Genomic DNA, 26,910 nt, shown 5'->3' on the forward strand with positions numbered 1-26,910 from the left:
TTTCCTATGCCTTCCATCCCCACCGTGCATGACGGCAATACTCTTGACTACCCACGCTGTCTCATCGCTGCATGCGCCGTGCTTCGTCAGGCTACAGGCTACACGTTGAAACGGAAGTGCATCACGTCGCCGTCCTGCACGACATATTCCTTGCCCTCAAGACGTACGGTTCCCTTCTCCTTGGCTGCACTCATCGAGCCTGCGCCGACGAGATCGTCGTAGCCGACCACCTCTGCGCGAATGAAGCCGCGCTCGAAGTCGGTATGAATGACGCCAGCCGCCTGCGGCGCCTTCATGCCCTTGCGGATCGTCCATGCGCGAACCTCTTGCACGCCAGCTGTGAAATACGTGTACAAGCCAAGCAGCTTATACGCTGCACGAATGAGACGGTTCAAGCCGGATTCGGTCAAGCCGAGCTCCTCGAGGAACATCTCCTTGTCCTCGCCCTCAAGCTCCGCGATCTCGGACTCCACCTTCGCGCTGATCGGCACCACCTCTGCGCCCTCAAGAGCTGCGAATTCCCGCACCTGCTGCACATACGGATTATCGTCCGCATTTGCCGCTTCCGACTCGTTCACGTTCGCCGCGTACAGCACCGGCTTCATCGTCAGAAGATGCAGGTCGCGAATGAGCAAGCGCTCCTCATCGGTCAGCTCCACGCTACGCGCCGGCTTCTCGTTGTACAACGCTTCCTTCACGCGCTCCAGACACTCGACCTCTTGGGCGTACTTCTTGTCGCCGCCCTTCATATTTTTGCGCGAGCGCTCAATGCGCTTATCGACCGAGTCGACATCAGCTAAGATCAGCTCCAGGTTAATCGTCTGAATGTCGCTGATCGGATCGACCTTGCCAGATACGTGTGTAATGTTATCGTCCTGGAAGCAACGCACCACCTGCACGATCGCGTCCACCTCGCGAATGTTCGCAAGGAATTTGTTCCCAAGACCCTCACCCTTGCTCGCACCCTTCACAAGACCTGCAATATCGACGAACTCGAATGCCGTCGGTACGATGCGCTGCGGATTGACCAGCTCCGCCAGCTTCGCAAGACGCTCGTCCGGCACTTCAACGACACCGACGTTCGGGTCGATCGTACAGAACGGATAGTTGGCTGATTCCGCGCCAGCCTGTGTAATCGCATTGAACAGCGTCGACTTGCCTACGTTCGGTAGTCCGACAATTCCGCAAGAAAGACTCATTATATAGACAGCTCCTTATATGACACCGAAATTTCTTATCCTGACATTATATTATATCCCATAGGGGGGGAACATGTCACGCGAGCCCGCGCAAAAAAACCTTCCCGCTCCAATCGCAAGAAGGTTCTCTAACATTCACCGCTACTCCAGCGGCTGCCCCGATACACGACGAAGCTCATTAGCGAGCCGATGGAACTCCGCTTGTGCCTCCGCGTCACCTGAAGCGAAGTAAGAGGCCGACAGGAAGCGAATAATTTTGTTCGCATCCTCCACGCTAATCATCGTCCCCGTGCCTGGACCCGGTACGGGCGTCGGCGGCGGCGTTGGGTTGTCTGGTATAACGCTCGCCCGGTACTCGTTCACCACGTCCTGCACGAAGTCGGCGAACGTCTTCCCCAGCTGTCGCAGCGGACCTTGAGGATCTGTACGCCTTGCAGGGTCCAGCGTATAATGCCCGACGATGTCGGTGGCCGGATCAAGTCCGAACTTGTAGCATATATAGGCCATGACCCATACGTAGCGCTTGTACGACTCCGTCAAGTTAATCGTGCCTCCGTGACACAGCTCGACCGCGCCTGCCGCGTCGTTCGCATCATCTCCGTACCGCGCATTGTCTGTCGTCACGTTGTATACAACGTGGTAGGCAACCTCCGGCCGACCGGTTAATAACGGAATACATTCAATAATACTTTTATCATCGACGAAAAGATGAGCAGACGCCGACATCTCATTCCTCGTTCGCTCGAAATAGGCAACATTCGCTGAGGCCGTCGACCCCGGATTGCCCGTATCATGCGCCACGATAAAGCGCGGTCCGCTCAGCGCCTGCTGCGGGCGTCGGCTGCTCGGACCTGTTAAATACCGCTGGGTGATGCTGTATTTCATCGTGAAAGCCACGACGCTCACCATCCTCGTCCTGAATTCGGCAAGCTGGCTGGCCGATGGCTTGACCCGCTCCTTGCATCCTGCCTTATCCTCATCATATGCAGCAACTCCTTAAGGAGTCCGCGAACATGCTGTTTATTTAAACACACGCTTTCGTTTTTCTTCGTTTTTTTTGCCAAAATGCTGCTCCACCTGCTTCTTCAGCACGAAGGCTCGCAGCGAATTCGTTTTCTCAGACGGAAGCTCAACGTATTGGGCTCCATAGTAGTGACTGTCATCCCGCTTCTGCTTGCGTATAATCTCGACCAGGCACGGAATTTCGAAGCCGAGATCGATGTTCACCTGCACCTTCATCTGCTCGTTAAGCTCGATATCGCTGGCTAGCGAGAAGCCAATTCCGCTGACGCTGATATTATGAATATCGATCTCTACCGCCTGCTCCAGTACCTGCTCATTATCATACACTTTACCATACGAAAGCATATGTCCGCGATGCGAGACGTCCACACGCGGATGCTCCCGCTTCTCTACGAACCGGTTTTTGTTCTGCGGTGGGTTAATGAACATTAAGGACCCTTGGTCCTTCGCAATGACCGTCGATTGGAACGTGTAGACGCCTCCTGGTGAATAGACGGTCAGCTTGACGTTCTCGCTCAATTGGAACGCCTTGTATTCGTTCAGCTCCACCTCGAGGACGTCCCCTTCCGCATAAGTAAGCACGCCTGTGGCCACATAATTGTCCTTCTCGACAACCGTCCGGCTATGCAGCATAATGCCGCTTGGACTTTGATATTTCTCCTTGGAGAAATCGTAGGACTTGTTAGACCGCTTCTCAGGTACAAGCATCGCTTACTGATCACCCTTTCCGCTCGAATATACCGCACAGCAACAAAAAAGACCGTATCTCGAAGCCTCGAGCATACAGCCTGTTCACCGCGTGACGTACATTCGGCGGCCAGGCTGTCATCGTCCAATCGCTGGACCTTAGACCCTCAGCTTTGCGTCCCTGCCTTTCGACAGGTTTGCCCTTATTACAACAAATACTCGTAGACTTATTACCTAAATTTGTAGGCCTATGTGCTTAATGTTAATTTCAATTATATGGGCTTTTCTAAAATATACAAGTGGGTCAGACAAGATTCGGCTTATTTTTTAACATTCGAGCAACATTTACAACATATTCACATTTTCCCGCTCCTGTGCACAACTTCGTACTCACCGTTAACGCTTGCTTGAAATGCCGCTTTTCCCTACAATGGGAGAGGATCTGCTGTATGTTATCCACAATCTTATCCACAGCATGTGTGTAAACGAATATTTGTTCGTTGTATCGTCCACAGATTGCGAACGAGGTGTATCCTTTGACTACCTACGAAGCTCATGAAGCTTACATGCGCGCAGCCGTCGAGGAGGCACGCAAGGCCGAGGCCATCCGCGAGGTTCCAATCGGAGCTGTCGTCGTGCTCGGTGATACGATTATCGGGCGCGGCCATAACGTACGCGAGACGACGAAGGACCCGCTCGCACACGCAGAGCTCATCGCCATCAAGCAGGCGAGCGAATATCTTGACGCATGGCGGCTTCTCGATTGCCGACTGTATGTCACGCTCGAGCCTTGCCCGATGTGTGCAGGGGCGATCGTGCAGGCACGCGTTCCACAGGTCATCTACGCCACACGGGACCCGAAGGCCGGCTGCGCTGGCACGCTGATGAACCTGCTGCAGGAGGAACGGTTCAATCACCGCGTCGACGTCATGGAGGGCGTGCTGCGCGAGGAGTGCAGCTCGATGCTGACTCAGTTTTTCCGCAAGCTTCGCGGCAAGGTGTAATCTCTGATCCTCGCATACAGATGCGCCCTCCTCACGACAACGAAGCCACGACCGTCCATCTGCCATGCAGGTGAACGATCGTGGCTGTTCGCTGTTCGCGCCCTTATTGTGGCTTACGCTGCTCCTTCCTCTTACCGCCGCCCCGCAGCAAGCGTAGACCGCCGCCGATCATGAGCAGCGAGACGAGAAGCAGCTGGAAGTAGCCGTCGTACCATCTGATAATCCGATTGGACAAATGCTCGTTGATCAGGAGTCCCAGCGAACGTATCAGCACTTGATCGACTAAATAATAGAGCCCGAGTGCAAACAGCCCCCAGCCTATCCACCGCTTGCGATGCACCAGCTCTTCGACCAGCGGCTCATCCTTCAGCGGCTCCTTCCCGGCCTTGGCAATGAACTGTAACGAATCGAAGAAGCTATAGAACCATAAGAGCGGAATGAGAAACAAGAACAACGACAATCTCAGCGCATCCGTCAAGTACACCGTTAGTAGAAACGCTGCCATGAGCTGAAAGCCTCTCTTCTGCAAACCGAGATACATATGACCAGCGCCCGGGAACATGGAGAGGAGCACAGCGAGCATCTTATTCAACCCTCTGCCTTCTTGCCCATGCTGGAAATCCTCGAACACGGTACGGTCTACCAGCACCTCGCCGCGAGCCCTCTTGTTCGCCTGCTGCTGGTAATCAAACAGGCTGTATACCCAGATGAATGGTAGTCCGATTAACAGGAGCAGGAAGTCGTCTTCGAGAGCCATGGCGGTCATGAAGAACGCGAGTATGCCAAGGCCGAAGAAGAGGGCAACGAAGCCGAGTCCCCGCTGCATCAGCCCTAGCTGAAAGTGTCCGAGTCCGGGAATGAACGCAGCCATCAGGCTAAACGTGCGGTCTCTCTCCGCGGTAGCTGGATACATCTCTTCATGCCCAGCTCCATTCGAATTTATCCCGCCCTCCATAGACGGTCGTTGTCCCGCTCCGACCTGCCCTGCAGCACTGCTAGCGTGCTGCCCCCCGCTGCGATCACCTCGTCCAGCATCCCGCGTCGTCCGCTTGACGATGCTGAACATGCTGCCCAGCCAGATGAATAAAGCAAAGGCCAGCAGTACGATGGCTTCTCGCTCATAATACGCATACGAAGCAAACAACCCTACCCCCAGCACAAGCGATCCGAAGAAAGCCCCCGACAGGAACAGTCCCATCTTCCAACGTCCCATGTAGATATGCCCGAGTCCCGGAATTATCGAAAGCATAAACGCTGTAGCTTGATTTCTCTCGATCATCTCAATTCCCTCTCTCCCTTATCGATGTACAGTATTTGCTCGATCAGCCCTCTGGTGCGGTTCACCAGCTGCTCGGAGACGGATACATCGCGCTGCCTTGCATCCCCCTGCTGCTGCACCCGCTGCTCCAGCGCATCTGCGGTCTGTACGAATGCTTCGAACACACCCGAGCTCATCAGAACGATCGTGAGCACACAAGCCGCCGTATATTGAAAGAACGGATGCTGCCACCAATCCCGGAAGCGATTCCTTGGCCTAAGCGCCTCTGCCTCCTGCAGCGAAGCTTCTTCCTTATCGATAATCAGGCTGGACCGGTACTCCTCATGAGCGGTCATCGCGGCCCGACGTAGAGCATTCATATCCGGTGCTGGCCAATAGGCAGCCTCTATCTCCACCGAACGCATGTACAGCTCCAAACAGCTATCGCAAACGGCCAGATGCTCCTCCCATAAGGCTCGCTCCCGCTCCGGCAGCGTCCCCTTTACATACCGCATCCATAGCGCCTCTGATCCATGACTCATTCCCGGTCCCTCCTCCATGCTTTCCTCAGCAGCTGCTTTGCGCGATACAGCTTCGATTCCACCGTACGCAGCGGCATCTGCTGCTCCTCGGCAATCTCCTTCTGCGACTTCTCCTCCATATAGTACGCGTAGACGACATCCCTATAGTGCTGCGGCAACTTATCGACGCAGCGATGTACGTGCTCATGCTTCTCCTTGCTCAGAATCGACGTCTCTACGTCATTGTAGACCGACCCGCTGGTTGCTTCTATTCTACCTTCAAGCGGCTCCCATTCAGCGGTCAGCTGCTCCCTCTTCCGCTCCATCGCTCGCTTATAATCAATAGCTCGATTCACAGCGATGCGGGTAATCCAGGCCTTGAAGCCTTGATACCGGTATTGGGGGAGGGACGAGATGATTGTCATCAGCACTTCCTGCGTCACGTCCTCCGCATCCTTGCTTGAACGCAGCACGCCATAGACCGCTTGATAGAGATATGCCCCATAGCCGTCCACCAGCTCCTGGAACGCCTGCCGATCTCCGCCCTGCATGCGGGTAATCCACGCCTCCTCCGAACTACTAATGTCTCTCCCTCCCCCCCTGGAATAACCAAATCCGTGCTATCGGATTTGGTTATGGCAAGCCTCGAATTTGGCATGGCCAAATTGAGGGCCTACCTCGTCTCTCATCGGCCCCCCTGGAATAACCAAATCCGTGCCATCGGATTTGGTTATGGCAAGCCTCGAATTTGGCATGGCCAAATTGAGGGCCTACCTCGACTCTCATCGGAACCCCTGGAATAACCAAATCCGTGCCATCGGATTTGGTTATGGCAAGCCTCGAATTTGGCATGGCCAAATTGAGGGCCTACCTCGACTCTCATCGGAACCCCCCTGGAATAACCAATTCCGAGCTCCACCTATTCCTATAGACGCTGCTGCCACGCTTAAGTACTGCAATGATCCTGCATGTTCTACACAAAAAAACTCGCCGGTCCCAAGCCTGCAGCCATGCAAGCTTCAAACCGACGAGTATAAGGGAGTTCCAATGAGCTCTTACTTCAGCTTCTTCTTGAACGCCTGAATCTGCTCCGCCTGTCCGCTGACGAGCAGACGGTCTCCGCGGCGAATGAGCGTATTACCATGCGGAATGAGGAACGACTCTCCGCGATAGACGCGAAGTATAAGCAGGTCCGCAAGGAGCGGCAGCTTCCTCAGAAGCACCTCATCGTAAGCCGGATTGTCGACAACGATCTCACGCATCGAATCCGCATGCTCGGAGATGAGCTTAAGCGCGCTCGGATGCTCGATGAAGGCTCGCAGTACGGTGCTGGCCGCGTACAGCGTGGAGAATACGGTAAACCCTTCCTCCTGAATCGTACGCTGCAGCTGCGGGTCCTCGACGCGCACGATGAGACGCTTGCCCGTCTCGTCCTTCAAGCTGCGGGCGATCCGAATATTAATCGAATCATCCATCGTCGCCAGCACAATAATGTCAGCCTGGAACGCCCCCTCCTGGGTCAGCTCCTGCTCGGACAGGTTAGACAACAGCCTTAAGCTTTCCTTGCGAAGCCCAGACTCCCCATCCATCTGCGATTCGAGTCCACTCGTCGTGAACAGTCTCACCTCGAAGTCCGACTCCCGGCTCAGCTCCTGAGCTACCGTGATCGAGATATGGTTAGCCCCGATAATCGACACCGCTGGCCGCTTCGGCTCCTCCTGCGGAATCAGCTTATTGAAGATAACCGGGAACACGAGGCAGCTGAGCACTGCCACGACGATCAACGAGCCGTGAATCGCCTCGTCGATGATGCCAAGCTCCAGCGCGAGCGTAGACGCCGCAATGACCAAGCTCAGCGTAGAGGACAGCAGCACCCCGGAGCCGATGACCTGCTTCCAAGGATACCAGCGCTTGAGGACGAGCATCGGCACCATTTTGGACAAGAAGATGAAGAAGAGCAGCAGCGGTATTAAGAGCAGTACCTTCGAATCGCTGAAGACGTGGCCGAGCTCCAGATTGACCCCAACCATGACGAAGAAGATTGGAATCAGGAAGCCGTAGCCGAACGATTCGAGCTGATGAACGAATTCCTTCTTCGGCATTAAGAGCGAGACGACGACGCCAGCCATGAAGGCGCCCAGTATGTTCTCCGCACCCAGCGACTCTGACAGGAAGACGAACACGAGAATGAGCGTGAAGATTGCTCTTGTACCAAATTGAATCGTGCCTTGGCTGAGGGCGTCGAACCACTTTTTCGATGTAAATCGGCGAATCAATAGGTAGATAATGTAAATTAATACGAAGAACAGTAACAAGAGCCCCATCTTCGTCAAATTTCGCGACAACCAGCTGACGTAGAACGCGAGGAAGATCATCGTCACGAAGTCCGCCAGCACTGTAATGAGCAGCAGCGTCTGTCCTAAAGGCTGGTTCAGCAGCCCCTTCTCCTTCAGAACCGGGACGACGACGCCGAGTGAAATCGTACCGATAATGAGCGTCATCAAAAATACGCGGTCTACAAGCCCCATCATGCTCAATACGAGCGACAGCAGCCCGGAGACGACGAATATTCCGATGAATATAATGACCGCTGTGCTGAATGGCTTCATTCCTCCGGCTGACGACGAATCGGTCTTACCCTTGAATGCGGAGAAGTCGATCTCAAGACCGCTCAAGAACATCAGATAAATAAATCCAAGCAAAGACAGCAGATGAAGCCATGGATCGTCACCGACGAGGTTTAACCCGCTTTTACCAATGAGCAAGCCGACCGCAATCTCAACGACGACAACGGGAAGCAAGCGCAGCTTGAGATGGTACAGCACCATCGGGACTAAGAAGGACACCAATACGACGAGAATTAAGCTTGTAATTGAACCAGATTCTGCATGCTCCATATCATCTCACCTCCAGCTTGTGTATTTTTCCCCATTTTACGAAATTATGTTCATTCGATGCAATCTTGCATGTTATCGCTTTTCGCGCGAACTTATCCTGTGCTATAATCAATCTGCTGTGAATCTTCACCAGTCCCCGTAGCTCAACAGGATAGAGCAGTCCTCTCCTAAAGGACAGATAGTGGTTCGAGTCCTCTCGGGGACGTCCTATGTATAAGCTTGGCCTCGCTATCGCACAATACGATTGAGGTGATAAGCGATGAATCGCAACCAGAAGCAAGACCAGACCGAAAAAATTTATGTATTTAACAACGAAGGCATCAATGATGTGAAGGAAGATGCTACAGGAGCGAGCGAAGCTTCGAGCAGCAGCGTACAGCAACCGAACTCCAAGAGCTCTGCGTCCCGGCAACGTCAAAATTAAAAAGCCCGCCAAGCCTGTATCCTCCGTACGTAGACCGGATACAGGCTTTTTGATATGCGGCTTACCGCAGCGCTTCCCCCGAATCTCTTACTCAGGTCTGGTCAGCACCCACGGTCCGTCCGCTGTAATCGCAACCGTATGCTCGAACTGTGCTGACAAGCTGCCATCCATCGTCTTCGCCGTCCATCCGTCGAAATCAATGAACATGTCGAACTTACCTGCGTTGATCATCGGCTCGATTGTGAATACCATTCCTTCCTGTAGACGGAAGCCGCGGCCCGGCTTGCCTGCATGTGGGTAGTTCGGCTCCTCGTGCATCGAACGGCCGATGCCATGTGCGACAAGGTCACGAACGACAGAGAACCCGGCGTCCTCGGCATGCTTCTGAATGGCATGCACGACGTCTCCAATCCGATTTCCGACCACAGCCTGCTTGATCGCGAGCTCCAGACATTCCCTCGTTACCTTCACCAGACGCTCTGCCAGCGGTGAGATACGGCCAACAGCGTACGTTTCGCACGTGTCGGCACACCAGCCGTTGTAGCGGCAGACGATATCGATCTTCACGATATCCCCCTCCTGCAGAGGCTCTCGATTCGGAAACCCGTGTGCGATCACATCGTTGACGGAGGCACAGGTGGCCGCCGGGAACCCTTTGAAGCCCTTCGTTACCTGCTCCGCCCCATGCTTCGTTATGTAAGCCTCAGCGAAGTCGTTAATTTCCATTGTCGTAATTCCAGGACGAATCATCTTCGCTATTTCTTTATGGCAGTTTGCAAGTATAATTCCGGCCTTGCGCATTGCCATCATGTCTTCCTTTGATTTTAGAATGACCACTGTTGTTCCCCTTTTCTATAGAGTTTCTTTATTGTACGCTATTTTACACCAAAATGACCACTTACACGGAACGTCATTTCAACCGAATAATTGATAAAAAACTTCAGTAGCGTTGCATAAAAACTAACACGCGAACAGATTGGACAAATTGTGCTATTATTGTAATAAATAGGTCGTACTCTGTAACAAAAAACTCCTAAAATTAGGGTAACAGGTAGCCCTGTCCAAATCCCTAACTTAGGAGATACGCATGGACAAGGATACACTATTTTCTGCATTTGGTAAATGGGTTGCACCAATAAATCCAAACATCATCCCGAATTGGCAAAGCACGACTACGCTCGACCGTTATGTGAAAAAGCTCGACACCTTAGTCTTTCTGTACATCTTCATCGAAGCACAGTTAGAGAAGCGAAAGGGTCTTCGTTCCATCATGCGAAAGCTGGAGCACGACGAGGAATTTCAAAAGCAACTCGGCATTGCTTCGATCAGTGCATCCCAGTTGTCCCGTAAAAATAATCAACTGGACCCAGAAGTACTTCAAGCCATCCTTTGTAATCTCATTACACAGTTGCATCGAGATGCTAGGCCGATATCAGGGCGCATCGGAACGGTCAAGATTATAGACTCTTCTACGATCAGCGTTTGCCTACAGCGGTATAAATGGGCGACTTTCCGAAAAACGAAAGCAGGCGTGAAACTGCACCTGCGAGTGGCATTTGCTGACCCCGACCATGTTTATCCGGATAAGGCAGTGGTTACGCCTGCAAGGCCCGCAGACCGCAGCCAAATGGACGTCCTGATCGATGAGTCGGACGTCACGTATCTGATGGACCGCGGGTATCTGGACTACGGCAAATACGACAGTTACTGCGAGCGTGGCATTCGATTCGTATCACGATTAAAGGACAATGCTGTTGTCGAAGAAGTGGAAGAACTTTCGGTGAACACAGATTCAGACATCATCCGCGATGTCAAAGTCGTGCTAGGCAAAGCTCACAAGCGCATGCAGCACCCCCTTCGTATGATCGTCACCACAGACGGTCGCGGTAATGAGGTCCGTATCATTACGAATCGGTTCGACCTGACGGCAGAAGAGCTTGGTGACCTGTATCGTAGCCGCTGGCAGATCGAGATGTTCTTCCGGTGGGTCAAGCAGAACCTGAAGCTAACCTGTTTTTACGGTGACAGCGAGAACGCAGTGATGAATCAGATTTGGATCTGTTTAATTGCATACTGCTTGCTGCTGCTTATGAAGCTAGAACTGGGAACGAGTCGAACGTTAACGGAACTCATTGAGGCTTTGAAAGAACTCATGTGGCAACCGTGGCTGAGGATGGTCGCAGCAGTAGAGCGAAAACCAAGTCGAACTTCGAGAGGGCGACAGAAGAAACAGAAAGACCAGTAAGTCGCCTAAGTCGAAAAAAACCAATCATCAACTTGAAAAGGATGAATATTACAAATGGACAGCAACTGCCTGTTTCAGGGGTACCCCGTAAGTTTTTGGCCCTTGGAATTTGAAAACTAATTTCTGAATATTCCACCATTTTAGATGTCATGATTTATGCAACGCTACTGAAAAAACTTATTAAGTTTTGCTAAAACGTTCATTTTATTAATAACACATGGTAAAATAAGGAGTGAACTCGACATTTTCATATTTCGGGGTGGGAACGGATGCCGGCAAACACTTATTACATCATTTACGATGAGTTTTCAATTTCCATTTGCACGGTGCTGGATGATGTTTGTGATGCAATTGCCGGTGGTGCTCAATTATACGGCTATACAGACGATGAAGCGATGGCTCAGCTGCTGCTGAAGGAATGCTTTCAGATTGTAGAGCGGAACAGCTAGACAGCTCCTACTTACCAGCCTCATGATTACACCTGGGATTCCTTGACAAAAAAAGCCTCTTACCGAATCGGTAAGAGGCTTTTTTTCTTTCGATATTAACCTTCTCCGTTATTATGACGGCTATGATTCTCATTCTTCACACGCTTAGAACCTGGCTTCGGGCCTGTACGTTGACGCTGCTCGTCTTGATTCTCTTGTCCGCTTGGCGGGTTAACTGGCTGTGGAATATCTTTTGGCATCGTCGGCACCTCCTCAAGTTCTATTATTGTTTATCTAAGAGTGCAGATGGACGTGCATGCTTATGGTCATGATTCAACGCATCCTGATGACGGTGATCATTCGTCTGCTGCTGAACCTGCTGAGCCTGATGGCTGTTAACGGCCACATGCTCCAGATCCTTGACGACATTCTGAAGGTTTTTGTCCACATCGCTCTTATTCTTCGTCATGGCGCTTCCCCCTATCGGCTTGTTAACGCATGTAGCTGCTGGGCGCATTCATGAAGATGGCGAATGTAATCGTCGACCATCGTCTGAATGATTGTCGTGCGCTCATCCACACTGACGTTATCCCGTTCCACGTCAATCAGCTCGACCTTCACTTCTCGAGCGTCCACATACGTGCACTTGAAGTCGAAGCTGTACAGGTTGCGGCCGGCCGTTACAATATGCACGCGCAGTGCGTTCGTCTCTGCCTCGTCAGGTAGCACCTCTGCTTTATCAGACGTATTCAGTACCATAGGCAGTGTACGATTCCAGGCTGCTGCAAGCTCCTGCTGGTTGATGCTCAGCTTGTCGGAATGACTCATCTTTAACACCTCCATGACTTAAAGTGCGTTTCGTCATGGCATCCTATACGCTGTACCCCTGGCGTAGCGCTAACTAATATTCGGTAAGCTGCGATCTCTCAATGGGATAAAAAACGTTTCCTCAATTTCATCCGCTGGCAGAGGCCGACTGTAGTAATAGCCTTGAATCTCCTTACAGTCGTGATTGATCAATATATCCAGCTGCTCCCGTGTCTCAATTCCTTCTGCAATGACGTCCATGTTCAAATGCTGTGCCATCGATATAATGGTGGCGACGATTGCTTTATCGTTATCGTTACTCGCTATATCTCGAATGAAGGAGCGATCAATCTTCAGCTTTTGTATAGGAAGCATTCTCAAGTAGCTAAGGGAGCTGTAGCCTGTGCCGAAGTCATCTAAGCTTATTCTTATACCTATTGCTGTTAATTGTCTGAGAATATCGCTAGAGATGTTCTCATCCATCATCATGCTTTCCGTAATTTCAAGCTCCAAGTACTGCGGCTCTAGACCGGTTTGTTTCAATACCGCTTGGATGGTGTCAGTAAGACTAGCTTGATGGAACTGTTGAGACGATAGGTTGACCGATACCGGGATGAGAGGTCCACCGGCATTATGCCATCTCTTCATCTGTGAGCATGCTTCTCTCAGTACCCATTCGCCTAGCTCATAGATCATTCCGGTTTCTTCTGCTATCGGTATAAATAAGCTTGGAGAGACCATCCCCTTCTCCGGGTGGTTCCAGCGGACAAGCGCCTCAATGCCAACCATACATCCGTCCTTCGTCCGAACCTGCGGCTGATAATAGACCGTCAGCTGCTGCTCAGCAATCGCACGTCTCAGCTCTGACTCCAGCTCGATTTTTTGCTGCAGCTGCGCATTGAGCTGTCCGGTGTAGAACTGGAAGCCGTTCTTCCCGTTCTTCTTCACCTCATACATCGCCGTATCCGCATGCTTCAACAGCTGCTCGGCATCCTGTCCATCCTGAGGATATATCGCGATGCCAATACTTGCGGATACGTAGAAGTCGCTCTCCTTCAGTCGATACGGCACCGCGATCTCGGCGATAATTCGTTCCGCGAGCTTGGCAAGCTCATCTGCTTCATAATTTTGGCTGCACAGCACGGTGAATTCATCTCCACCCATACGCGCTAATGTGACAGACATATGCTGGATTGCTCGAAGAATACGGTTGCTCACCTCTTGAAGGAATATATCTCCGTACGTATGGCCTAGAGAATCATTAATTAATTTGAATCGATCTATATCGAGCACCATGACGGAGAATCGTTCAACCTTGCGCTCAATCAGCTTGAGTAATTGTTCATTAAGCATGCGTCGGTTCGGAAGTCCTGTTAATTCATCATGAAAGGCAAGAAGCTGGACCTTTTCCTTGGAATTCTTTTCTTCAGAAATATCTTTGGCAATAATGTAACTGCCGACGACCTCTCCACCAATCTCAACGGGGACGTTAATGACGTGGAGGTCCAGTCTTGTACCGTTCGGATGCAATATAGCCGTTGAATAGCTTCTGATTTCCCCCTCTAACGCCCGGAAGAACATCTCTCGCGTCTCCTCTTGCTCTTCCTTTACGATATAAGGAAACAGGTTATCGATTGTCTGGTTATGGAACCATTCGCCGTGTAGTCCCGTTAATTTCTCAGCAGCCTTGTTGAAGTTCAGTATTCGGTAAGAGGTATCAATGGAAATAATTGCGTCTTGGTTGTTCTCGAATAACGACCTGTACCATTTCTCACGCTGCGCAATTTCAGAATCTTGCTTGGAGAACCGATTGGAGATGTAGATGCCGAACAAGGAAAGCCCTAGCGTCAATAAGGTGCCTGTCGAGATCATATAAGCAAGAAGCTTATGGTCCAATAATAGGCCATCCTGAAGCTCAAGCGTTTGCCTCACTTTGAAGCTGGCCGCATGCATGCCCGTGTAGTGCATCCCGACAACAGCCGCTCCCATGATGAAGCCGCTGCATATCTTCTTCCAGCTAAGTCTGCTCTCGCTCTCCTTGCGGAAGTAGAAGGCTAGCCACAACGCAGCTATAGAAGCAATGATGGCGATTATTACGGATAGCATCACGTACCCGTAATGATACATAATCTCAATCTGCATCGCAGCCATTCCGATATAATGCATCGCTGATATGCCCGCGGCGAGTAATAGCGCCCCGACCAGTAGCTGAGGCATTGTCATTTGCTTGCTTCGACCAACGACGAGTAGAGCTAGGAACGATGCCACAACGACAACGACGACAGATGAAATGACGGTAAACATGTTATATGCAACCGAAACGTCGAGCGAGAAGGCTAGCATACCGACGAAATGCATCGACCATACCCCAAGACCCATCGCCAGTGCACCAAACATGGTCCAGAGCCACCGATGATGACCTTCAGACGTCGTAATTCGACCTACTAAGTCGAGAACGGTATAAGAAGCGACTACCGCAACCGCATACGAGAATAACACCAATGTAAGATCGTAAGATCCATGAACGTGCTCCACACACATTCCCCTCATTTCAGCCAAAATGTATCCATTCATTATTCATGTCTGTATGGTTCGTTTTAACATACAACCATAGTTAAATTCTATTTTATGGCAAGCACATTAGAGGCAACCGCTGTTTACGTTAACTTAACGTAAATTATTTATATTCATGAAGACAACCTCCCGTTCACAATTCACGCTCATGCCTTTACCAAAGTAAACAAAAAACGACCCCGAAGGGTCGTTTGTATTGTATGTATGGCGGAGAGGGTCGGATGCGGCCGATGCTTACCATCCTTCTTCGGAATGTATTGGCGCTTTACGGGTTGTTCACGATAGTTCCCCCTCTCTAAGAAGGCGCTGACATCCGTACACGAAGAATACCTTTACTTGCTTCTCAATGTCGGCTAACGTTACTCCGTCAATCCCAGCCGATCCGTTCGGTTGCTGCCTCTCAAGTCTACCGGGTTAACTGCCTGCGGTCTTCTACGTGCGGAGGCTCCTCCATCCACCCGTGCTTGATCATAAGCTGTCCTCCTTCCTTCAGAAAAGGTACGATCTTTCGCGCAAGCAGCGCCATCGTAACTGGCAGGTCGCTTCTTAAACTGAATGCACCACCCAGCGCATTGCTACCTAAGCCGAAAGCTGTTAATAAATTGGTCAAATAAAGCATTAGCTTGTCGGAAAATGGTGCAACCCTCGAAGCGGTCGCTTTCCCTGCATGTGTAGCAGGCGGCTCGATGAAATCATCCCTTAGATATTCGCCCAAGGTCGTCTCCACATGCTTTGATAATTCCATACCTGTAATAAAATATTGCCGCACCTCCGGATGATCAGCGACCTGAGCGAAGCCAATCATCAATTGCATGCCAGTCAAATTCGTCTCGATGGCATGGTGAATCAATGATATCTCAATCGCATTCAGGGCACGTTTCTCCTTGAATAACGAATTTCCGTTCAAATAATCGTGGTTAACGATGTAATGAACCTCCTTAGGCAGAGACATGTAAGGTGAACGCGCTAGCACGCCTCTTTCCAATAACAGCTCTGTACATGCATTGAAGCTTTCTAGGGACTGTGCGGTCGCCTTGTTAAAAAACTGTCGAATATCACTCCTGTAAGACATCGTCGAGTAGACCGCGAAAAGATTCGTCTCGATTTTGCTCATCATATGCATAAACATCAGATCGTATTGGTAATCAAATAATTTGGGCGCACCATTATACACATCCTTCTCGGTGAAGCCGTGTGGAATGACGGCTCCTTCCGCTCGGAACAAGTCACGAATGGCCGCTGCGGTTTGTTCGGATTGATCGTATGCCTTCTGAAAAACAGTTCGAGTCTCTTCATCCGCATGCTCCAAAAAATGCTCAAGCAAACGGAGCAGCATCGTTTTTTCCTGATACGTCATCCATAGATTTCCGAATTCTGTTGATGTCAGCGGGATCATATTCGTGTTCATAACAGCCCCTCCTCAAACAAAGCTTTACTTATGGTTTGCATGAACATTGGGGTTTATTCGGCTGCTCCCTACGTATTTTCACTAGAGGCGACGGCGGCCGCGTCCATCAGCCGTCCGAACCGTTGGCTCGCCCAAGGGATGCCTGCACCTGCCGAGTCCTCGCGCGACCGGACTTGCACCGACTAGAAGATGCGTGCTTTAGCTGGCACGCCTCCATACCAAAAAACGACCCCGAAGGGTCGTTTGTATTGTATGTATGGCGGAGAGGGTGGGATGCGGCCTTTCAGGCCGACTGCGATGTATTCCTATCGAAGCTATGCTCCGACGAACCTGCTCTCGTTCTCATCCCACCCTCATGTCCTCCATACCAAAAAACGACCCCGAAGGGTCGTTTGTATTGTATGTATGGCGGAGAGGGTGGGATTCGAACCCACGGAGGCTTGCACCTCGGCGGTTTTCAAGACCGCTGCCTTAAACCACTCGACCACCTCTCCGGGTGACAAATAGCATTGTATCACACTTAATCAATGAGATTCAAGCGCTACTTTTTGCTGATTCGCTCAATTCCACCCATATAAGGTCGCAGCGCCTCGGGAATTAATACGCTTCCGTCGTCCTGCTGGAAGTTCTCCAAGATGGCAGCGACGGTACGGCCGATCGCAAGACCTGAGCCGTTCAGCGTATGCACGAATTCCGGCTTCGCCTTCTGGTCGCGACGGAATCGAATGTTCGCACGACGAGCTTGGAAGTCTTGGAAGTTGCTGCAGGAGCTAATTTCCCGATAAGACTGACCGCTCGGCAGCCATACCTCAAGATCATACGTCTTCGAGGACGTGAAGCCGAGGTCTCCCGTACACAAGGCCATAACCCGATAAGGCAGATTCAGCAGCTGAAGCACCTTCTCTGCATCGGACGTAAGCTTCTCCAGCTCCTCATTCGAGCTCTCCGGCGTCGTAAGCTTCACCAGCTCAATCTTATTGAATTGGTGCTGTCGAATCAAGCCGCGCGTATCGCGGCCAGCAGAGCCGGCCTCCGAACGGAAGCAAGCGCTGTAAGCGACATAATGCTTCGGCAAGTCCTCAAGCGTCAAGATATCATCCCGATGGTAATTCGTTACCGGAACTTCGGCTGTAGGGATCAGATAATAATCCAGACCGTCCAGCTTGAAGACGTCCTCTTCGAACTTCGGAAGCTGCCCTGTGCCCATCAAGCTGTCGCGATTGACGATAAGCGGAGGCAGCATCTCCTCATAGCCATGCTGATCCGCGTGCAGGTCCATCATGAAACTATACAGAGCACGCTCCAGACGAGCGCCTAAGCCTTTATAGAACACAAATCGCGAGCCCGTTACTTTAGCAGCTGCTTCGAAATCGATAATATCAAGCTGCTGCGCGATCTCCCAATGCGGCTTAGGCTCGAAGGAGAACGACGGTACGTCTCCAATTCGGCGCAGCTCCACATTCTCTTCTTCGCTGTGTCCGATCGGTACATTGTTCTGAGGGACGTTAGGAATTGCAAGAATAATCGTATCGAGCTCGGCTTCCAGCTCACGAATCTCTTCATCGAGCTGCTTAATCCGGTCGCCGACGACCTTCATCTCCTCGATTAAGTGATCTGCATTTTCCTTCGCCTTCTTCAGCTGTGCCACTTCCTGCGACACCACGTTACGGCGGTTCTTCAGCTGCTCGACTTCCTGTAGCAGCTCTCTGCGCTTCGTGTCCAGCTCGGTGAAGCGGTCCAGCTCCTCAATTATTTTCCCCCGATTCGCCATCGCCTGCTTGACGAGCTCCAGGTCGCTCCGCAGCAATTTCACATCTAACAAGACAGACCCCTCCTACCTCGTCTCCCGTACCATGTCTATAAAATACGCATGCATCCGCTCATCATCAGTCAGCTCCGGATGAAAGGAAGTCGCGAGCAAGTTCCCTTGTCTTGCAGCAACGATAGAGCCCTGATACTCCGCCAGCACATCTACAGACTCACCTACTGCTTCGATCAGCGGAGCTCGTATGAAGACAGCTCGTACATCTTCAGCAATCCCCTTAATAGGCAGATCGGTCTCGAAGCTCTCCCGCTGTCTGCCGAATGCATTACGAGCAACTTGAATATCCATTAAGCCAAGATGCGACTCCTCTTGACCAATAATATCTTTAGCCAGTACGATCAGCCCCGCGCATGTGCCAAAAATCGGCTTGCCCTGACGCGAATAATCGCGCAGGGCATCGATGAAACCGTACGTTCTCATCAGCTTGCCAATTGTCGTGCTTTCACCGCCAGGAATGATAATGCCATCGATCTCATCAAGCTGCTCCGGCCGTTTCACTGCAACACCTTCACCGCCGGCCTTCACCACCATGCCGATATGCTCGGCAACCGCGCCTTGAAGCGCCAATATTCCGATCTTCATCGTCTCAACCTCTTCCCGCCAGCTGCCCAAGCTATCGTGCTGCTTACCAGCCGCGCTCCTGCATACGCTCGGAGGTTTGCAGCTTCGAAATTTCAATCCCCTTCATTGGGGTACCCAAGTTTTTGGAAATATTTGCAATCAGCTCGTAGTCTGTGTAGTGTGTCGTTGCTTCAACGATCGCCTTCGCGAACTTCTCCGGGCTGTCCGATTTGAAGATACCAGAGCCAACAAATACGCCGTCCGAGCCCAAATGCATCATCAGCGCAGCATCCGCAGGTGTTGCAACTCCGCCAGCTGCGAAATTCACTACTGGCAATCTGCCTGTCTCATGCACTTGAAGGAGCAGCTCGTAAGGTGCGCCCAAGTTTTTCGCTTCAGCCATAAGCTCGTCCTTCGACAAGCTCTGTACTTTACGGAGCTGACCCGTAATCATACGCATATGACGAACTGCTTCGACGATATTGCCTGTTCCCGGCTCGCCCTTCGTACGAAGCATGGATGCTCCTTCACCGATACGACGAAGCGCTTCGCCCAGATCTCTTGCTCCGCACACGAACGGTACTGTGAATTGCTTCTTATCTATATGAAACACTTCATCAGCCGGAGTAAGCACTTCGCTCTCGTCAATATAGTCTACACCCATCGACTCAAGCACCTTGGCTTCTACGTAGTGGCCGATACGCGCTTTAGCCATAACTGGAATGGATACAACCTTCATAACCTCTTCCACGATTGTTGGGTCAGCCATACGAGCTACGCCGCCTGCTGCTCGAATATCCGAAGGAACACGCTCAAGCGCCATAACAGCAGATGCGCCCGCTGCTTCTGCAATTCGCGCTTGCTCCGCATTCATAACGTCCATAATGACGCCGCCCTTTTGCATTTCAGCCATACCTTTTTTTACGCGAGATGTACCTGTTTCCATTATCCGATTCCTCCTGATTACTAGCCTTGATTGACACGCTCCATATTTGAAAACTAACTAAAGAAATATTTTACATGAACTGTTCTAAATGTACAAGCTATATCCTTGCAGGAAAGGGCAGCTTACTTGCTGCCCGAAATCGTATCTACGAAGAAGTCCTTGATCGCTCGGAAAAACAATCGGAACCAGCCTGCCTTCTCCACAGCCTCTGTTGCAATCAGATTGACGCTGTAATCTTGCCCTCCGAACGATACTTTAGCCTTACCGACCACTTGCCCCTTCTCAATCGGTGCGATGAGCTTATCTTCCTCTAGAGCTGCCGCAGACACCTGGAACTGATCGGCTGGCGTACCCTTCTTTGCAATCAGTGTGAGGCCTGTTTCGGTCACAACTGATACCTGTAGCTCCACACCTTTTTTAATATTTACAGCTTTCAAGGAATCTATTTCAGACTTTGCCGTCAGCACGGTCTTCGCCTCGAAGTTGTTGAAGCCATAATCGAGCAGCTTGCGTGTTTCCAAGAAGCGGCTTTCTTCCCTTGGTGTTCCCATAACAACACTGATCAAGCGCAGCCCATTACGCTCGGCCGTACCTGTGAAGCAATACTTAGCCTCCCTCGTATGTCCTGTCTTCAGCCCATCGAGACCTTCATAAGCGTATTTGGCCAAGTATTTGTTGCTCTTATTATCGGCCAGCATCCAGTTCCAATTGACCATGGGTTCTGGGTCCTTTTCCCGAAACTTGCGTGTCGGTATTTTCGTATAATCCAGCGTGTTCTTATGCTTCGTAATGATATTACGTGCGATAATGGCAGCATCTCTGGCACTTAGCATCGTTTCGCCTTGTACCTCCTTCGGCGCATGCTTCCCCATATCGGCCCGAGACAACCCGGTTGAATTAATGAAGTTCGCTTCCGGAGATAACCCGAACTCCTTCGCCTTCTCATTCATCAGCTTCGCGAACGCTTCCTCTGAGCCTGCAAGATGCTCGGCAAGGGCAATCGTTGCATCATTCGAGGAGTAGATCGACATCGCCGCGAACATATTGTCTACGGTTGCTTGCTCGTTTAGCGCCAACAGCTGGCCGGAGCCAATCGCATCAGAGGCCGCCTCCGTCGTATTCACCATATCTGACAACTGAATTTTACCACTGTTCACTGCGTCCATAACTAAATATTCCGTCATCATCTTAGCCATACTGGCCGGAGGTAATGCTTGATCAGCGTTAAATTCGTACAAGATTTGCCCTGTGGTCGCTTCCATCAAGATCGCGGAAGATGCATTTAGCTGTAGATCTGCGGTATTCGTATTAGCGGCACTTGCTTGCTCAGGCTGTGTTAGGGCTAGGGTCGTATTCAACACAAGTGTAGCGGCAATTACAGTACAAATACGTTTCACTTTAAAAAGCAATCCTCTCACTCCTATGGCAAATGATGTATGAATTAAGATCGTTCTTATTTTACCACAATGACAGCTACATCGTAAAAAAACGCGAAAACCTCTGACACGGCTTTCTCAATCAGCTTGAGCCGTGCAGAGGTTATTGCTTTGATGCTTATGATAACGGCTAAGCCGCCTTAGGTAAGCTGATATTCAATACTATAAGGAATAGTTAGGTGCTTCCTTCGTAATTTGCACATCATGAGGGTGACTTTCGCGAAGTCCTGCACCCGTAATACGTACGAAGGTCGTATCGTTAATCAGAGAAGGAATTGTAGGTGCTCCACAGTATCCCATACCAGAGCGAAGGCCACCTACGAGCTGATACAGCGTATCTGCCAGTGGTCCTTTATAAGGAACGCGGCCTTCAATACCTTCAGGTACAAGCTTGCTCTCGTTCTCCTGGAAGTATCGATCCTTACTGCCCTCTTTCATCGCACCCAATGAGCCCATTCCACGGTACACCTTGAAGCGACGTCCTTGATAAATCTCCGACTCGCCTGGGCTCTCCTCGGTCCCAGCAAACAAGCTACCGATCATTACCGCACTGGCACCTGATGCGATTGCTTTCGTTACGTCGCCAGAGTACTTAATTCCACCATCCGCGATAATCGGTACATTATAGTCTCTAGCTACACTTGCACAGTCATAGATCGCTGTAATTTGCGGTACGCCGATACCTGCAATGACCCGTGTCGTACAGATGGAGCCCGGACCGATACCGACCTTAACCATAGAAGCTCCAGCCTCGATCAGATCGCGTGTACCGTCTCCAGTAGCTACATTACCCGCAATAATAGGAAGCTCCGGATATTGGGCGCGAATCGCCTTCACTGTATTGAGAATATTGATATGATGCCCGTGTGCAGAATCAACTACGACGACATCAATGCCTGCTTCCACGAGTGCAGCCGTACGCTCCATTACATCCTTCGACACCCCTACAGCCGCACCAACAAGCAGACGCCCATGCTGGTCCTTCGCTGCGTTCGGGAATTGAATGGCCTTCTCAATATCCTTAATTGTAATCAGACCTTTGAGGATCATGTTGTCATCCACGAGAGGCAGCTTTTCGATCTTATGCTTCTGAAGAATACCCTCCGCCTGTTGAAGTGTCGTTCCTACAGGTGCTGTTACCAGGTTATCCTTCGTCATCACATCGCTGATCTTGATGGAGTAGTCATGCACGAACCGAAGGTCGCGGTTAGTCAGTATGCCGACAAGCTTCCGATTCTCATCACAGATCGGTACTCCAGAGATCCGGTACTTCGCCATAACTTCTTCAGCGTCATATACATGATGATCAGGAGTCAGGGAGAAAGGATTCGTAATAACGCCGCTCTCCGAGCGCTTCACCCGATCGACTTCCTCCGCCTGCTGGGAGATCGGCATATTTTTATGAATAATTCCGATGCCACCTTCTCTGGCCATTGCAATCGCAAGCTTCGATTCCGTAACTGTATCCATCGCCGAGCTGATAAAAGGAATGTTCAGCTTAAGCTTAGGTGTGAGCTCAGTGGAAATGTCGATTTCTTTACCGAACACATTAGACTTACGAGGTACAAGCAATACGTCATCGAACGTAAGCCCTTCTTTTGCAAATTTAGACTCCCACACGTAATAAATCCTCCTTCATATGTACCTGCCGAAATATATTATTGCAATCTTACCAAAATGCCAATTTTCATGTCAAGCTAAAAACAGCCGCTCTACATGATTGATGAGCGCTGTCACTAAACGTACATATTGAGTATTACCTATTATGCTAAAAAAGAGCCCCACTGATTATAACTTCAATCAGTGGGGCTCTTTACTCGCTTGGCGACGTCCTACTCTCCCGGGACCCTGCGGTCCAAGTACCATCGGCGCTGGAAGGCTTAACGGTCGTGTTCGGGATGGGTACGCGTGGTTCCCTTCCGCCATCATCACCAAACCGGATTTTTATGCTGACATCACTTCTTCGAGATTCGACAATAAAATATCCAACCTTGAAAAGGACATGCAGCTTAAAACTCAAGGCGACTTGCACCTTGAAAACTGGATACGAAACTCAAGCACGCTGATGCTCTATATTAGCTTTTGCTTACGAAGTACGTTTACTTCGTAAACGTTGTAGGATAAGCCCTCGACCGATTAGTATTCGTCAGCTACACACGTTACCGTGCTTACACCCCGAACCTATCAACCTCGTCGTCTACAAGGGGTCTTACATATTGGGAAATCTCATCTTGAGGGGGGCTTCACGCTTAGATGCTTTCAGCGCTTATCCCGTCCGTACTTGGCTATCCAGCCGTGCTCCTGGCGGAACAACTGGTACACCAGCGGTACGTCCATCCCGGTCCTCTCGTACTAAGGACAGCTCCTCTCAAATTTCCTACGCCCGCGACAGATAGGGACCGAACTGTCTCACGACGTTCTGAACCCAGCTCGCGTACCGCTTTAATGGGCGAACAGCCCAACCCTTGGGACCTACTTCAGCCCCAGGATGCGATGAGCCGACATCGAGGTGCCAAACCTCCCCGTCGATGTGGACTCTTGGGGGAGATAAGCCTGTTATCCCCAGGGTAGCTTTTATCCGTTGAGCGATGGCCCTTCCATACGGTACCACCGGATCACTAAGCCCGACTTTCGTCCCTGCTCGACCTGTTTGTCTCGCAGTCAAGCTCCCTTATGCCTTTGCACTCTGCGAATGATTTCCAACCATTCTGAGGGAACCTTAGGGCGCCTCCGTTACATTTTAGGAGGCGACCGCCCCAGTCAAACTGCCCACCTGACACTGTCCCCATACCGGTTCACGGTACCAGGTTAGAACTCCGATACGATCAGGGTGGTATCCCAACGGCGCCTCCACCGAAGCTGGCGCTCCGGCTTCTCAGGCTCCCACCTATCCTGTACAGATCGTACCAAAGTCCAATATCAAGCTGCAGTAAAGCTCCATGGGGTCTTTCCGTCTTGTCGCGGGTAACCTGCATCTTCACAGGTATTAAAATTTCACCGGATCTCTCGTCGAGACAGCGCCCAAGTCGTTACGCCATTCGTGCGGGTCAGAATTTACCTGACAAGGAATTTCGCTACCTTAGGACCGTTATAGTTACGGCCGCCGTTTACTGGGGCTTCGGTTCACAGCTTCGGATTACTCCTAACCGCTCCCCTTAACCTTCCAGCACCGGGCAGGCGTCAGCCCGTATACTTCGCCTTGCGGCTTCGCACAGACCTGTGTTTTTGCTAAACAGTCGCTTGGGCCTTTTCACTGCGGCCCCCTCGGGCTATTCACCCTACCGAGGCACCCCTTCTCCCGAAGTTACGGGGTCATTTTGCCGAGTTCCTTAACGAGAGTTCTTCCGCGCGCCTTAGCATGCTCTGCTCGCCTACCTGTGTCGGTTTGCGGTACGGGCACCTTCTCCCTGGCTAGAGGCTTTTCTTGGCAGCTTGAACTCATGACCTTCGGTACTTTTATTTCCCTCCCCATCACAGCTCAGCCTTACGGTTAGCGGATTTGCCTACTAACCAGCCTTGCTGCTTGGACGGACATCCATCAGTCCGCGTCACTATCCTTCTGCGTCACCCCATTGCTCATAACGGTTCACGGTGGTACAGGAATTTCAACCTGTTGTCCTTCGACTACGCCTTTCGGCCTCGCCTTAGGTCCCGACTTACCCTGAGCGGACGAGCCTTCCTCAGGAACCCTTAGGCTTACGGCGGATCAGATTCTCACTGATCTTTTCGTTACTCATACCGGCATTCTCACTTGTATGCAGTCCACCAGTCCTCACGATCTAGCTTCTACCCGCATACAACGCTCCCCTACTGCCCTTAATGGACCCATAGCTTCGGTGGTGTGTTTAGCCCCGTTACATTTTCGGCGCAGAGTCACTCGACCAGTGAGCTATTACGCACTCTTTAAATGGTGGCTGCTTCTAAGCCAACATCCTGGTTGTCTGTGCAACTCCACATCCTTTCCCACTTAACACACACTTGGGGACCTTAGCTGATGATCTGGGCTGTTTCCCTCTTGACAATGGATCTTAGCACTCACTGTCTGACTCCCGGGTATACGTATGCGGCATTCAGAGTTTGACTGGACTTGGTAACCCTTGGCGGGCCCCGCACCCAATCAGTGCTTTACCTCCGCTACGCTAATCCCGAGGCTAGCCCTAAAGCTATTTCGGGGAGAACCAGCTATCTCCGAGTTCGATTGGAATTTCTCCCCTACCCCCACCTCATCCCCGAATTTTTCAACATTCGTGGGTTCGGGCCTCCAGTGCGTGTTACCGCACCTTCACCCTGGACAGGGGTAGATCACACGGTTTCGGGTCTACGTCTACAAACTCATTCGCCCTATTCAGACTCGCTTTCGCTGCGGCTGCGGCTTCTCACCTTAACCTCGCTTGCAAACGTAACTCGCCGGTTCATTCTACAAAAGGCACGCCATCACTCATTAACGAGCTCTGACTTCTTGTAAGCACACGGTTTCAGGTTCTTTTTCACTCCGCTCCCGCGGTTCTTTTCACCTTTCCCTCACGGTACTGCTTCACTATCGGTCACCAGGGAGTATTTAGCCTTGGCAGATGGTCCTGCCGGATTCCGACGGGGTTTCACGTGTCCCGCCGTACTCAGGATCCCTCTAGGCATACGCTCGCTTTTGGCTACAGGGGTTTTACCTACTGTGCCGGGCCTTTCCAGACCGCTTCGCCTAACAAGCTTTTGCCACATCGAGGTCCTACAACCCCAAGGAGCAAGCTCCTTGGTTTGGGCTAATCCGCTTTCGCTCGCCGCTACTGACGGAATCACTTTTGTTTTCTTTTCCTGAGGGTACTTAGATGTTTCAGTTCCCCTCGTCTGCCTCCTATGTAGCTATGTATTCACTACATGGTACGTGAGTATTACCTCACGCGGGTTCCCCCATTCGGACATCCCCGGATCAAAGCCTGCTTACGGCTCCCCGAGGCGTTATCGTTGTTCGCCACGTCCTTCATCGGCTCCTGGTGCCTAGGCATCCTCCGTGTGCTCTTTATAGCTTAACCATGTTGCTCGTCGTTTCTATTTTGTCGCTCCGGTTGCGCTTCGCACAAATGTCGCTTGAAAATAGAAATACTCGCTTATAGCTAAAAGATCAACACATCGTTGCTTTGCTGCGGATGCAGCTCGCAACAGATGTTTCAGCGTTGTTGCTTTCGTTTCGTTATCCAGTTTTCAAGGAACAACATACATCTTCTGACAAAGACAATGGAAAATATACCACATTCGTCGAAAGATGTCAAACAAAATCTTTCATGGTGGAGCCAAGCGGGATCGAACCGCTGACCTCCTGCTTGCAAGGCAGGCGCTCTCCCAGCTGAGCTATGGCCCCATAATTAATATAAAGTTATGGTGGGCCCTAGTGGACTCGAACCACCGACCTCACCCTTATCAGGGGTGCGCTCTAACCAGCTGAGCTAAGGGCCCTTACATATAATCAAAACTAGTCATAAGAAAAGCCCACCCTTGGTGGGCTTGCTTGGCGACGTCCTACTCTCCCGGGACCCTGCGGTCCAAGTACCATCGGCGCTGGAAGGCTTAACGGTCGTGTTCGGGATGGGTACGCGTGGTTCCCTTCCGCCATCATCACCAAACCTTTTCTTGACTAGAAAGGCTTGCACCTTTCAAAACTGAACATGAGTGAGT

General features: G+C 51.1%; 22 protein-coding genes, 4 tRNA genes, 3 rRNA genes and 1 riboswitch. Of the genes, 5 read left to right on the forward strand and 24 right to left on the reverse strand.

Annotated elements, in window-relative coordinates; genetic code table 11:
* Window positions 1-98 precede the first annotated feature (98 nt).
* The 3 genes from ychF to PAE68_RS00970 all read right to left on the reverse strand — a co-directional run bounded on the left by ychF (window position 99) and on the right by PAE68_RS00970 (window position 2,930).
* Window positions 99-1,199, reverse strand: a complete 1,101-nt coding sequence (gene ychF, locus PAE68_RS00960; protein WP_281883211.1) for a redox-regulated ATPase YchF — start codon at window positions 1,197-1,199, stop codon at window positions 99-101.
* A 141-nt stretch (window positions 1,200-1,340) separates the two neighbouring features.
* Entirely contained in the window at window positions 1,341-2,096 is a 756-nt protein-coding gene (locus PAE68_RS00965; RefSeq protein ID WP_281883213.1) for a peptidoglycan recognition protein family protein, read from the reverse strand.
* 123 nt (window positions 2,097-2,219) lie between these two features.
* Window positions 2,220-2,930 (reverse strand): flagellar brake protein, encoded by a 711-nt coding sequence (locus PAE68_RS00970; RefSeq protein ID WP_281883215.1) that lies wholly within the window; start codon window positions 2,928-2,930, stop codon window positions 2,220-2,222.
* A 101-nt stretch (window positions 2,931-3,031) separates the two neighbouring features.
* Window positions 3,032-3,121: riboswitch (cyclic di-GMP riboswitch) on the reverse strand.
* 324 nt (window positions 3,122-3,445) lie between these two features.
* Here PAE68_RS00970 and tadA point away from each other — a divergent pair.
* Window positions 3,446-3,913 (forward strand): tRNA adenosine(34) deaminase TadA, encoded by a 468-nt coding sequence (gene tadA, locus PAE68_RS00975; protein ID WP_281883217.1) that lies wholly within the window; start codon window positions 3,446-3,448, stop codon window positions 3,911-3,913.
* A gap of 103 nt (window positions 3,914-4,016) precedes the next feature.
* Here the strand turns inward: tadA and PAE68_RS00980 are convergent, their stop codons facing one another.
* The 4 genes from PAE68_RS00980 to PAE68_RS00995 form a co-directional block, all read right to left on the reverse strand.
* Window positions 4,017-5,126: a hypothetical protein gene (locus PAE68_RS00980; RefSeq protein WP_281883219.1), complete on the reverse strand. Its 1,110-nt coding sequence runs from the start codon at window positions 5,124-5,126 to the stop codon at window positions 4,017-4,019.
* A 62-nt stretch (window positions 5,127-5,188) separates the two neighbouring features.
* Window positions 5,189-5,713, reverse strand: a complete 525-nt coding sequence (locus PAE68_RS00985; protein ID WP_281883221.1) for a zf-HC2 domain-containing protein — start codon at window positions 5,711-5,713, stop codon at window positions 5,189-5,191.
* The gene (locus tag PAE68_RS00990) at window positions 5,710-6,243 is read right to left on the reverse strand and encodes an RNA polymerase sigma factor (RefSeq protein ID WP_281883223.1); all 534 of its coding nucleotides are present in this window, start codon (window positions 6,241-6,243) and stop codon (window positions 5,710-5,712) included. Before PAE68_RS00990 ends, PAE68_RS00985 begins: the two co-directional genes overlap by 4 nt.
* A 504-nt stretch (window positions 6,244-6,747) precedes the next feature.
* A complete protein-coding gene (locus tag PAE68_RS00995; RefSeq protein ID WP_281883224.1) occupies window positions 6,748-8,589 on the reverse strand; it encodes a cation:proton antiporter family protein in 1,842 nt (613 codons plus the stop codon).
* A 132-nt stretch (window positions 8,590-8,721) separates the two neighbouring features.
* On the opposite strand from PAE68_RS00995, the gene PAE68_RS01000 reads away from it, so the two are divergent.
* Both PAE68_RS01000 and PAE68_RS01005 read left to right on the forward strand, forming a co-directional pair.
* Window positions 8,722-8,794, forward strand: a tRNA-Arg gene (locus tag PAE68_RS01000).
* A gap of 54 nt (window positions 8,795-8,848) precedes the next feature.
* A complete protein-coding gene (locus PAE68_RS01005) occupies window positions 8,849-9,013 on the forward strand; it encodes a hypothetical protein (protein ID WP_281883226.1) in 165 nt (54 codons plus the stop codon).
* An 87-nt stretch (window positions 9,014-9,100) separates the two neighbouring features.
* On the opposite strand, the gene map is transcribed toward PAE68_RS01005, so the two are convergent.
* Window positions 9,101-9,850, reverse strand: a complete 750-nt coding sequence (map, locus tag PAE68_RS01010) for a type I methionyl aminopeptidase (protein ID WP_281883228.1) — start codon at window positions 9,848-9,850, stop codon at window positions 9,101-9,103.
* 250 nt (window positions 9,851-10,100) lie between these two features.
* On the opposite strand from map, the gene PAE68_RS01015 reads away from it, so the two are divergent.
* Both PAE68_RS01015 and PAE68_RS01020 read left to right on the forward strand, forming a co-directional pair.
* Complete coding sequence (locus PAE68_RS01015; RefSeq protein ID WP_281882888.1) at window positions 10,101-11,258, forward strand: IS4 family transposase; 1,158 nt, start codon at window positions 10,101-10,103, stop codon at window positions 11,256-11,258.
* 269 nt (window positions 11,259-11,527) lie between these two features.
* A complete protein-coding gene (locus PAE68_RS01020) occupies window positions 11,528-11,707 on the forward strand; it encodes a hypothetical protein (RefSeq protein WP_281883230.1) in 180 nt (59 codons plus the stop codon).
* A gap of 95 nt (window positions 11,708-11,802) precedes the next feature.
* Here the strand turns inward: PAE68_RS01020 and PAE68_RS01025 are convergent, their stop codons facing one another.
* The 16 genes from PAE68_RS01025 to rrf (PAE68_RS01100) form a co-directional block, all read right to left on the reverse strand.
* Window positions 11,803-11,946 carry a small acid-soluble spore protein P gene (locus PAE68_RS01025; RefSeq protein WP_281883232.1) on the reverse strand — a complete coding sequence of 48 codons (144 nt, stop codon included), beginning with the start codon at window positions 11,944-11,946 and terminating at the stop codon, window positions 11,803-11,805.
* Window positions 11,947-11,969: 23 nt separating this feature from the next.
* On the reverse strand, window positions 11,970-12,155 hold the full coding sequence (locus PAE68_RS01030) for a hypothetical protein (RefSeq protein WP_281883234.1): 186 nt from the start codon (window positions 12,153-12,155) through the stop codon (window positions 11,970-11,972).
* A gap of 11 nt (window positions 12,156-12,166) precedes the next feature.
* Window positions 12,167-12,514, reverse strand: a complete 348-nt coding sequence (locus PAE68_RS01035) for a hypothetical protein (RefSeq protein WP_281883236.1) — start codon at window positions 12,512-12,514, stop codon at window positions 12,167-12,169.
* Window positions 12,515-12,583: 69 nt separating this feature from the next.
* Window positions 12,584-15,028, reverse strand: a complete 2,445-nt coding sequence (locus PAE68_RS01040; protein WP_281883238.1) for a bifunctional diguanylate cyclase/phosphodiesterase — start codon at window positions 15,026-15,028, stop codon at window positions 12,584-12,586.
* A 445-nt stretch (window positions 15,029-15,473) separates the two neighbouring features.
* Window positions 15,474-16,475, reverse strand: coding sequence for a DUF3231 family protein (locus PAE68_RS01045; RefSeq protein ID WP_281883240.1), 1,002 nt, complete (start codon window positions 16,473-16,475; stop codon window positions 15,474-15,476).
* Between the two features lie 406 nt (window positions 16,476-16,881).
* Window positions 16,882-16,969 (reverse strand) — tRNA-Ser (locus tag PAE68_RS01050).
* 47 nt (window positions 16,970-17,016) lie between these two features.
* A complete protein-coding gene (gene serS / locus PAE68_RS01055) occupies window positions 17,017-18,297 on the reverse strand; it encodes a serine--tRNA ligase (RefSeq protein WP_281883242.1) in 1,281 nt (426 codons plus the stop codon).
* A 12-nt stretch (window positions 18,298-18,309) separates the two neighbouring features.
* A complete protein-coding gene (pdxT, locus tag PAE68_RS01060; protein ID WP_281883244.1) occupies window positions 18,310-18,882 on the reverse strand; it encodes a pyridoxal 5'-phosphate synthase glutaminase subunit PdxT in 573 nt (190 codons plus the stop codon).
* 43 nt (window positions 18,883-18,925) lie between these two features.
* Window positions 18,926-19,810, reverse strand: a complete 885-nt coding sequence (gene pdxS / locus PAE68_RS01065; RefSeq protein WP_281890836.1) for a pyridoxal 5'-phosphate synthase lyase subunit PdxS — start codon at window positions 19,808-19,810, stop codon at window positions 18,926-18,928.
* Window positions 19,811-19,929: 119 nt separating this feature from the next.
* Window positions 19,930-21,204, reverse strand: coding sequence for a D-alanyl-D-alanine carboxypeptidase family protein (locus tag PAE68_RS01070; RefSeq protein WP_281883246.1), 1,275 nt, complete (start codon window positions 21,202-21,204; stop codon window positions 19,930-19,932).
* A 201-nt stretch (window positions 21,205-21,405) separates the two neighbouring features.
* Window positions 21,406-22,863, reverse strand: a complete 1,458-nt coding sequence (guaB, locus tag PAE68_RS01075) for an IMP dehydrogenase (protein WP_281883248.1) — start codon at window positions 22,861-22,863, stop codon at window positions 21,406-21,408.
* Window positions 22,864-23,062: 199 nt separating this feature from the next.
* Window positions 23,063-23,179, reverse strand: a 5S ribosomal RNA gene (rrf, locus tag PAE68_RS01080).
* 180 nt (window positions 23,180-23,359) lie between these two features.
* Window positions 23,360-26,270 (reverse strand): 23S ribosomal RNA (locus tag PAE68_RS01085).
* Window positions 26,271-26,520: 250 nt separating this feature from the next.
* A tRNA-Ala gene (locus PAE68_RS01090) sits at window positions 26,521-26,596 on the reverse strand.
* A gap of 18 nt (window positions 26,597-26,614) precedes the next feature.
* Window positions 26,615-26,691, reverse strand: a tRNA-Ile gene (locus tag PAE68_RS01095).
* A 50-nt stretch (window positions 26,692-26,741) separates the two neighbouring features.
* A 5S ribosomal RNA gene (gene rrf / locus PAE68_RS01100) occupies window positions 26,742-26,858 on the reverse strand.
* Window positions 26,859-26,910: the final 52 nt, after the last annotated feature.

This window comes from Paenibacillus sp. YYML68, from assembly GCF_027923405.1.
Classification (GTDB): Bacteria; Bacillota; Bacilli; order Paenibacillales; family NBRC-103111; genus Paenibacillus_G.

Bases quoted from the DNA above. Each gene is read 5' to 3' on its own strand.
- ychF (WP_281883211.1), bottom strand. From the start codon at position 1,199: ATGAGTCTTTCTTGCGGAATTGTCGGACTACCGAACGTAGGCAAGTCG.
- PAE68_RS00970 (WP_281883215.1), bottom strand. From the start codon at position 2,930: ATGCTTGTACCTGAGAAGCGGTCTAACAAGTCCTACGATTTCTCCAAG.
- PAE68_RS00980 (WP_281883219.1), bottom strand. From the start codon at position 5,126: ATGGGACGTTGGAAGATGGGACTGTTCCTGTCGGGGGCTTTCTTCGGA.
- PAE68_RS00985 (WP_281883221.1), bottom strand. From the start codon at position 5,713: ATGAGTCATGGATCAGAGGCGCTATGGATGCGGTATGTAAAGGGGACG.
- PAE68_RS00990 (WP_281883223.1), bottom strand. From the start codon at position 6,243: ATGCAGGGCGGAGATCGGCAGGCGTTCCAGGAGCTGGTGGACGGCTAT.
- PAE68_RS00995 (WP_281883224.1), bottom strand. From the start codon at position 8,589: ATGGAGCATGCAGAATCTGGTTCAATTACAAGCTTAATTCTCGTCGTA.
- PAE68_RS01005 (WP_281883226.1), top strand. From the start codon at position 8,849: ATGAATCGCAACCAGAAGCAAGACCAGACCGAAAAAATTTATGTATTT.
- PAE68_RS01015 (WP_281882888.1), top strand. From the start codon at position 10,101: ATGGACAAGGATACACTATTTTCTGCATTTGGTAAATGGGTTGCACCA.
- PAE68_RS01020 (WP_281883230.1), top strand. From the start codon at position 11,528: ATGCCGGCAAACACTTATTACATCATTTACGATGAGTTTTCAATTTCC.
- PAE68_RS01025 (WP_281883232.1), bottom strand. From the start codon at position 11,946: ATGCCAAAAGATATTCCACAGCCAGTTAACCCGCCAAGCGGACAAGAG.
- PAE68_RS01030 (WP_281883234.1), bottom strand. From the start codon at position 12,155: ATGACGAAGAATAAGAGCGATGTGGACAAAAACCTTCAGAATGTCGTC.
- PAE68_RS01035 (WP_281883236.1), bottom strand. From the start codon at position 12,514: ATGAGTCATTCCGACAAGCTGAGCATCAACCAGCAGGAGCTTGCAGCA.
- PAE68_RS01045 (WP_281883240.1), bottom strand. From the start codon at position 16,475: ATGAACACGAATATGATCCCGCTGACATCAACAGAATTCGGAAATCTA.
- pdxT (WP_281883244.1), bottom strand. From the start codon at position 18,882: ATGAAGATCGGAATATTGGCGCTTCAAGGCGCGGTTGCCGAGCATATC.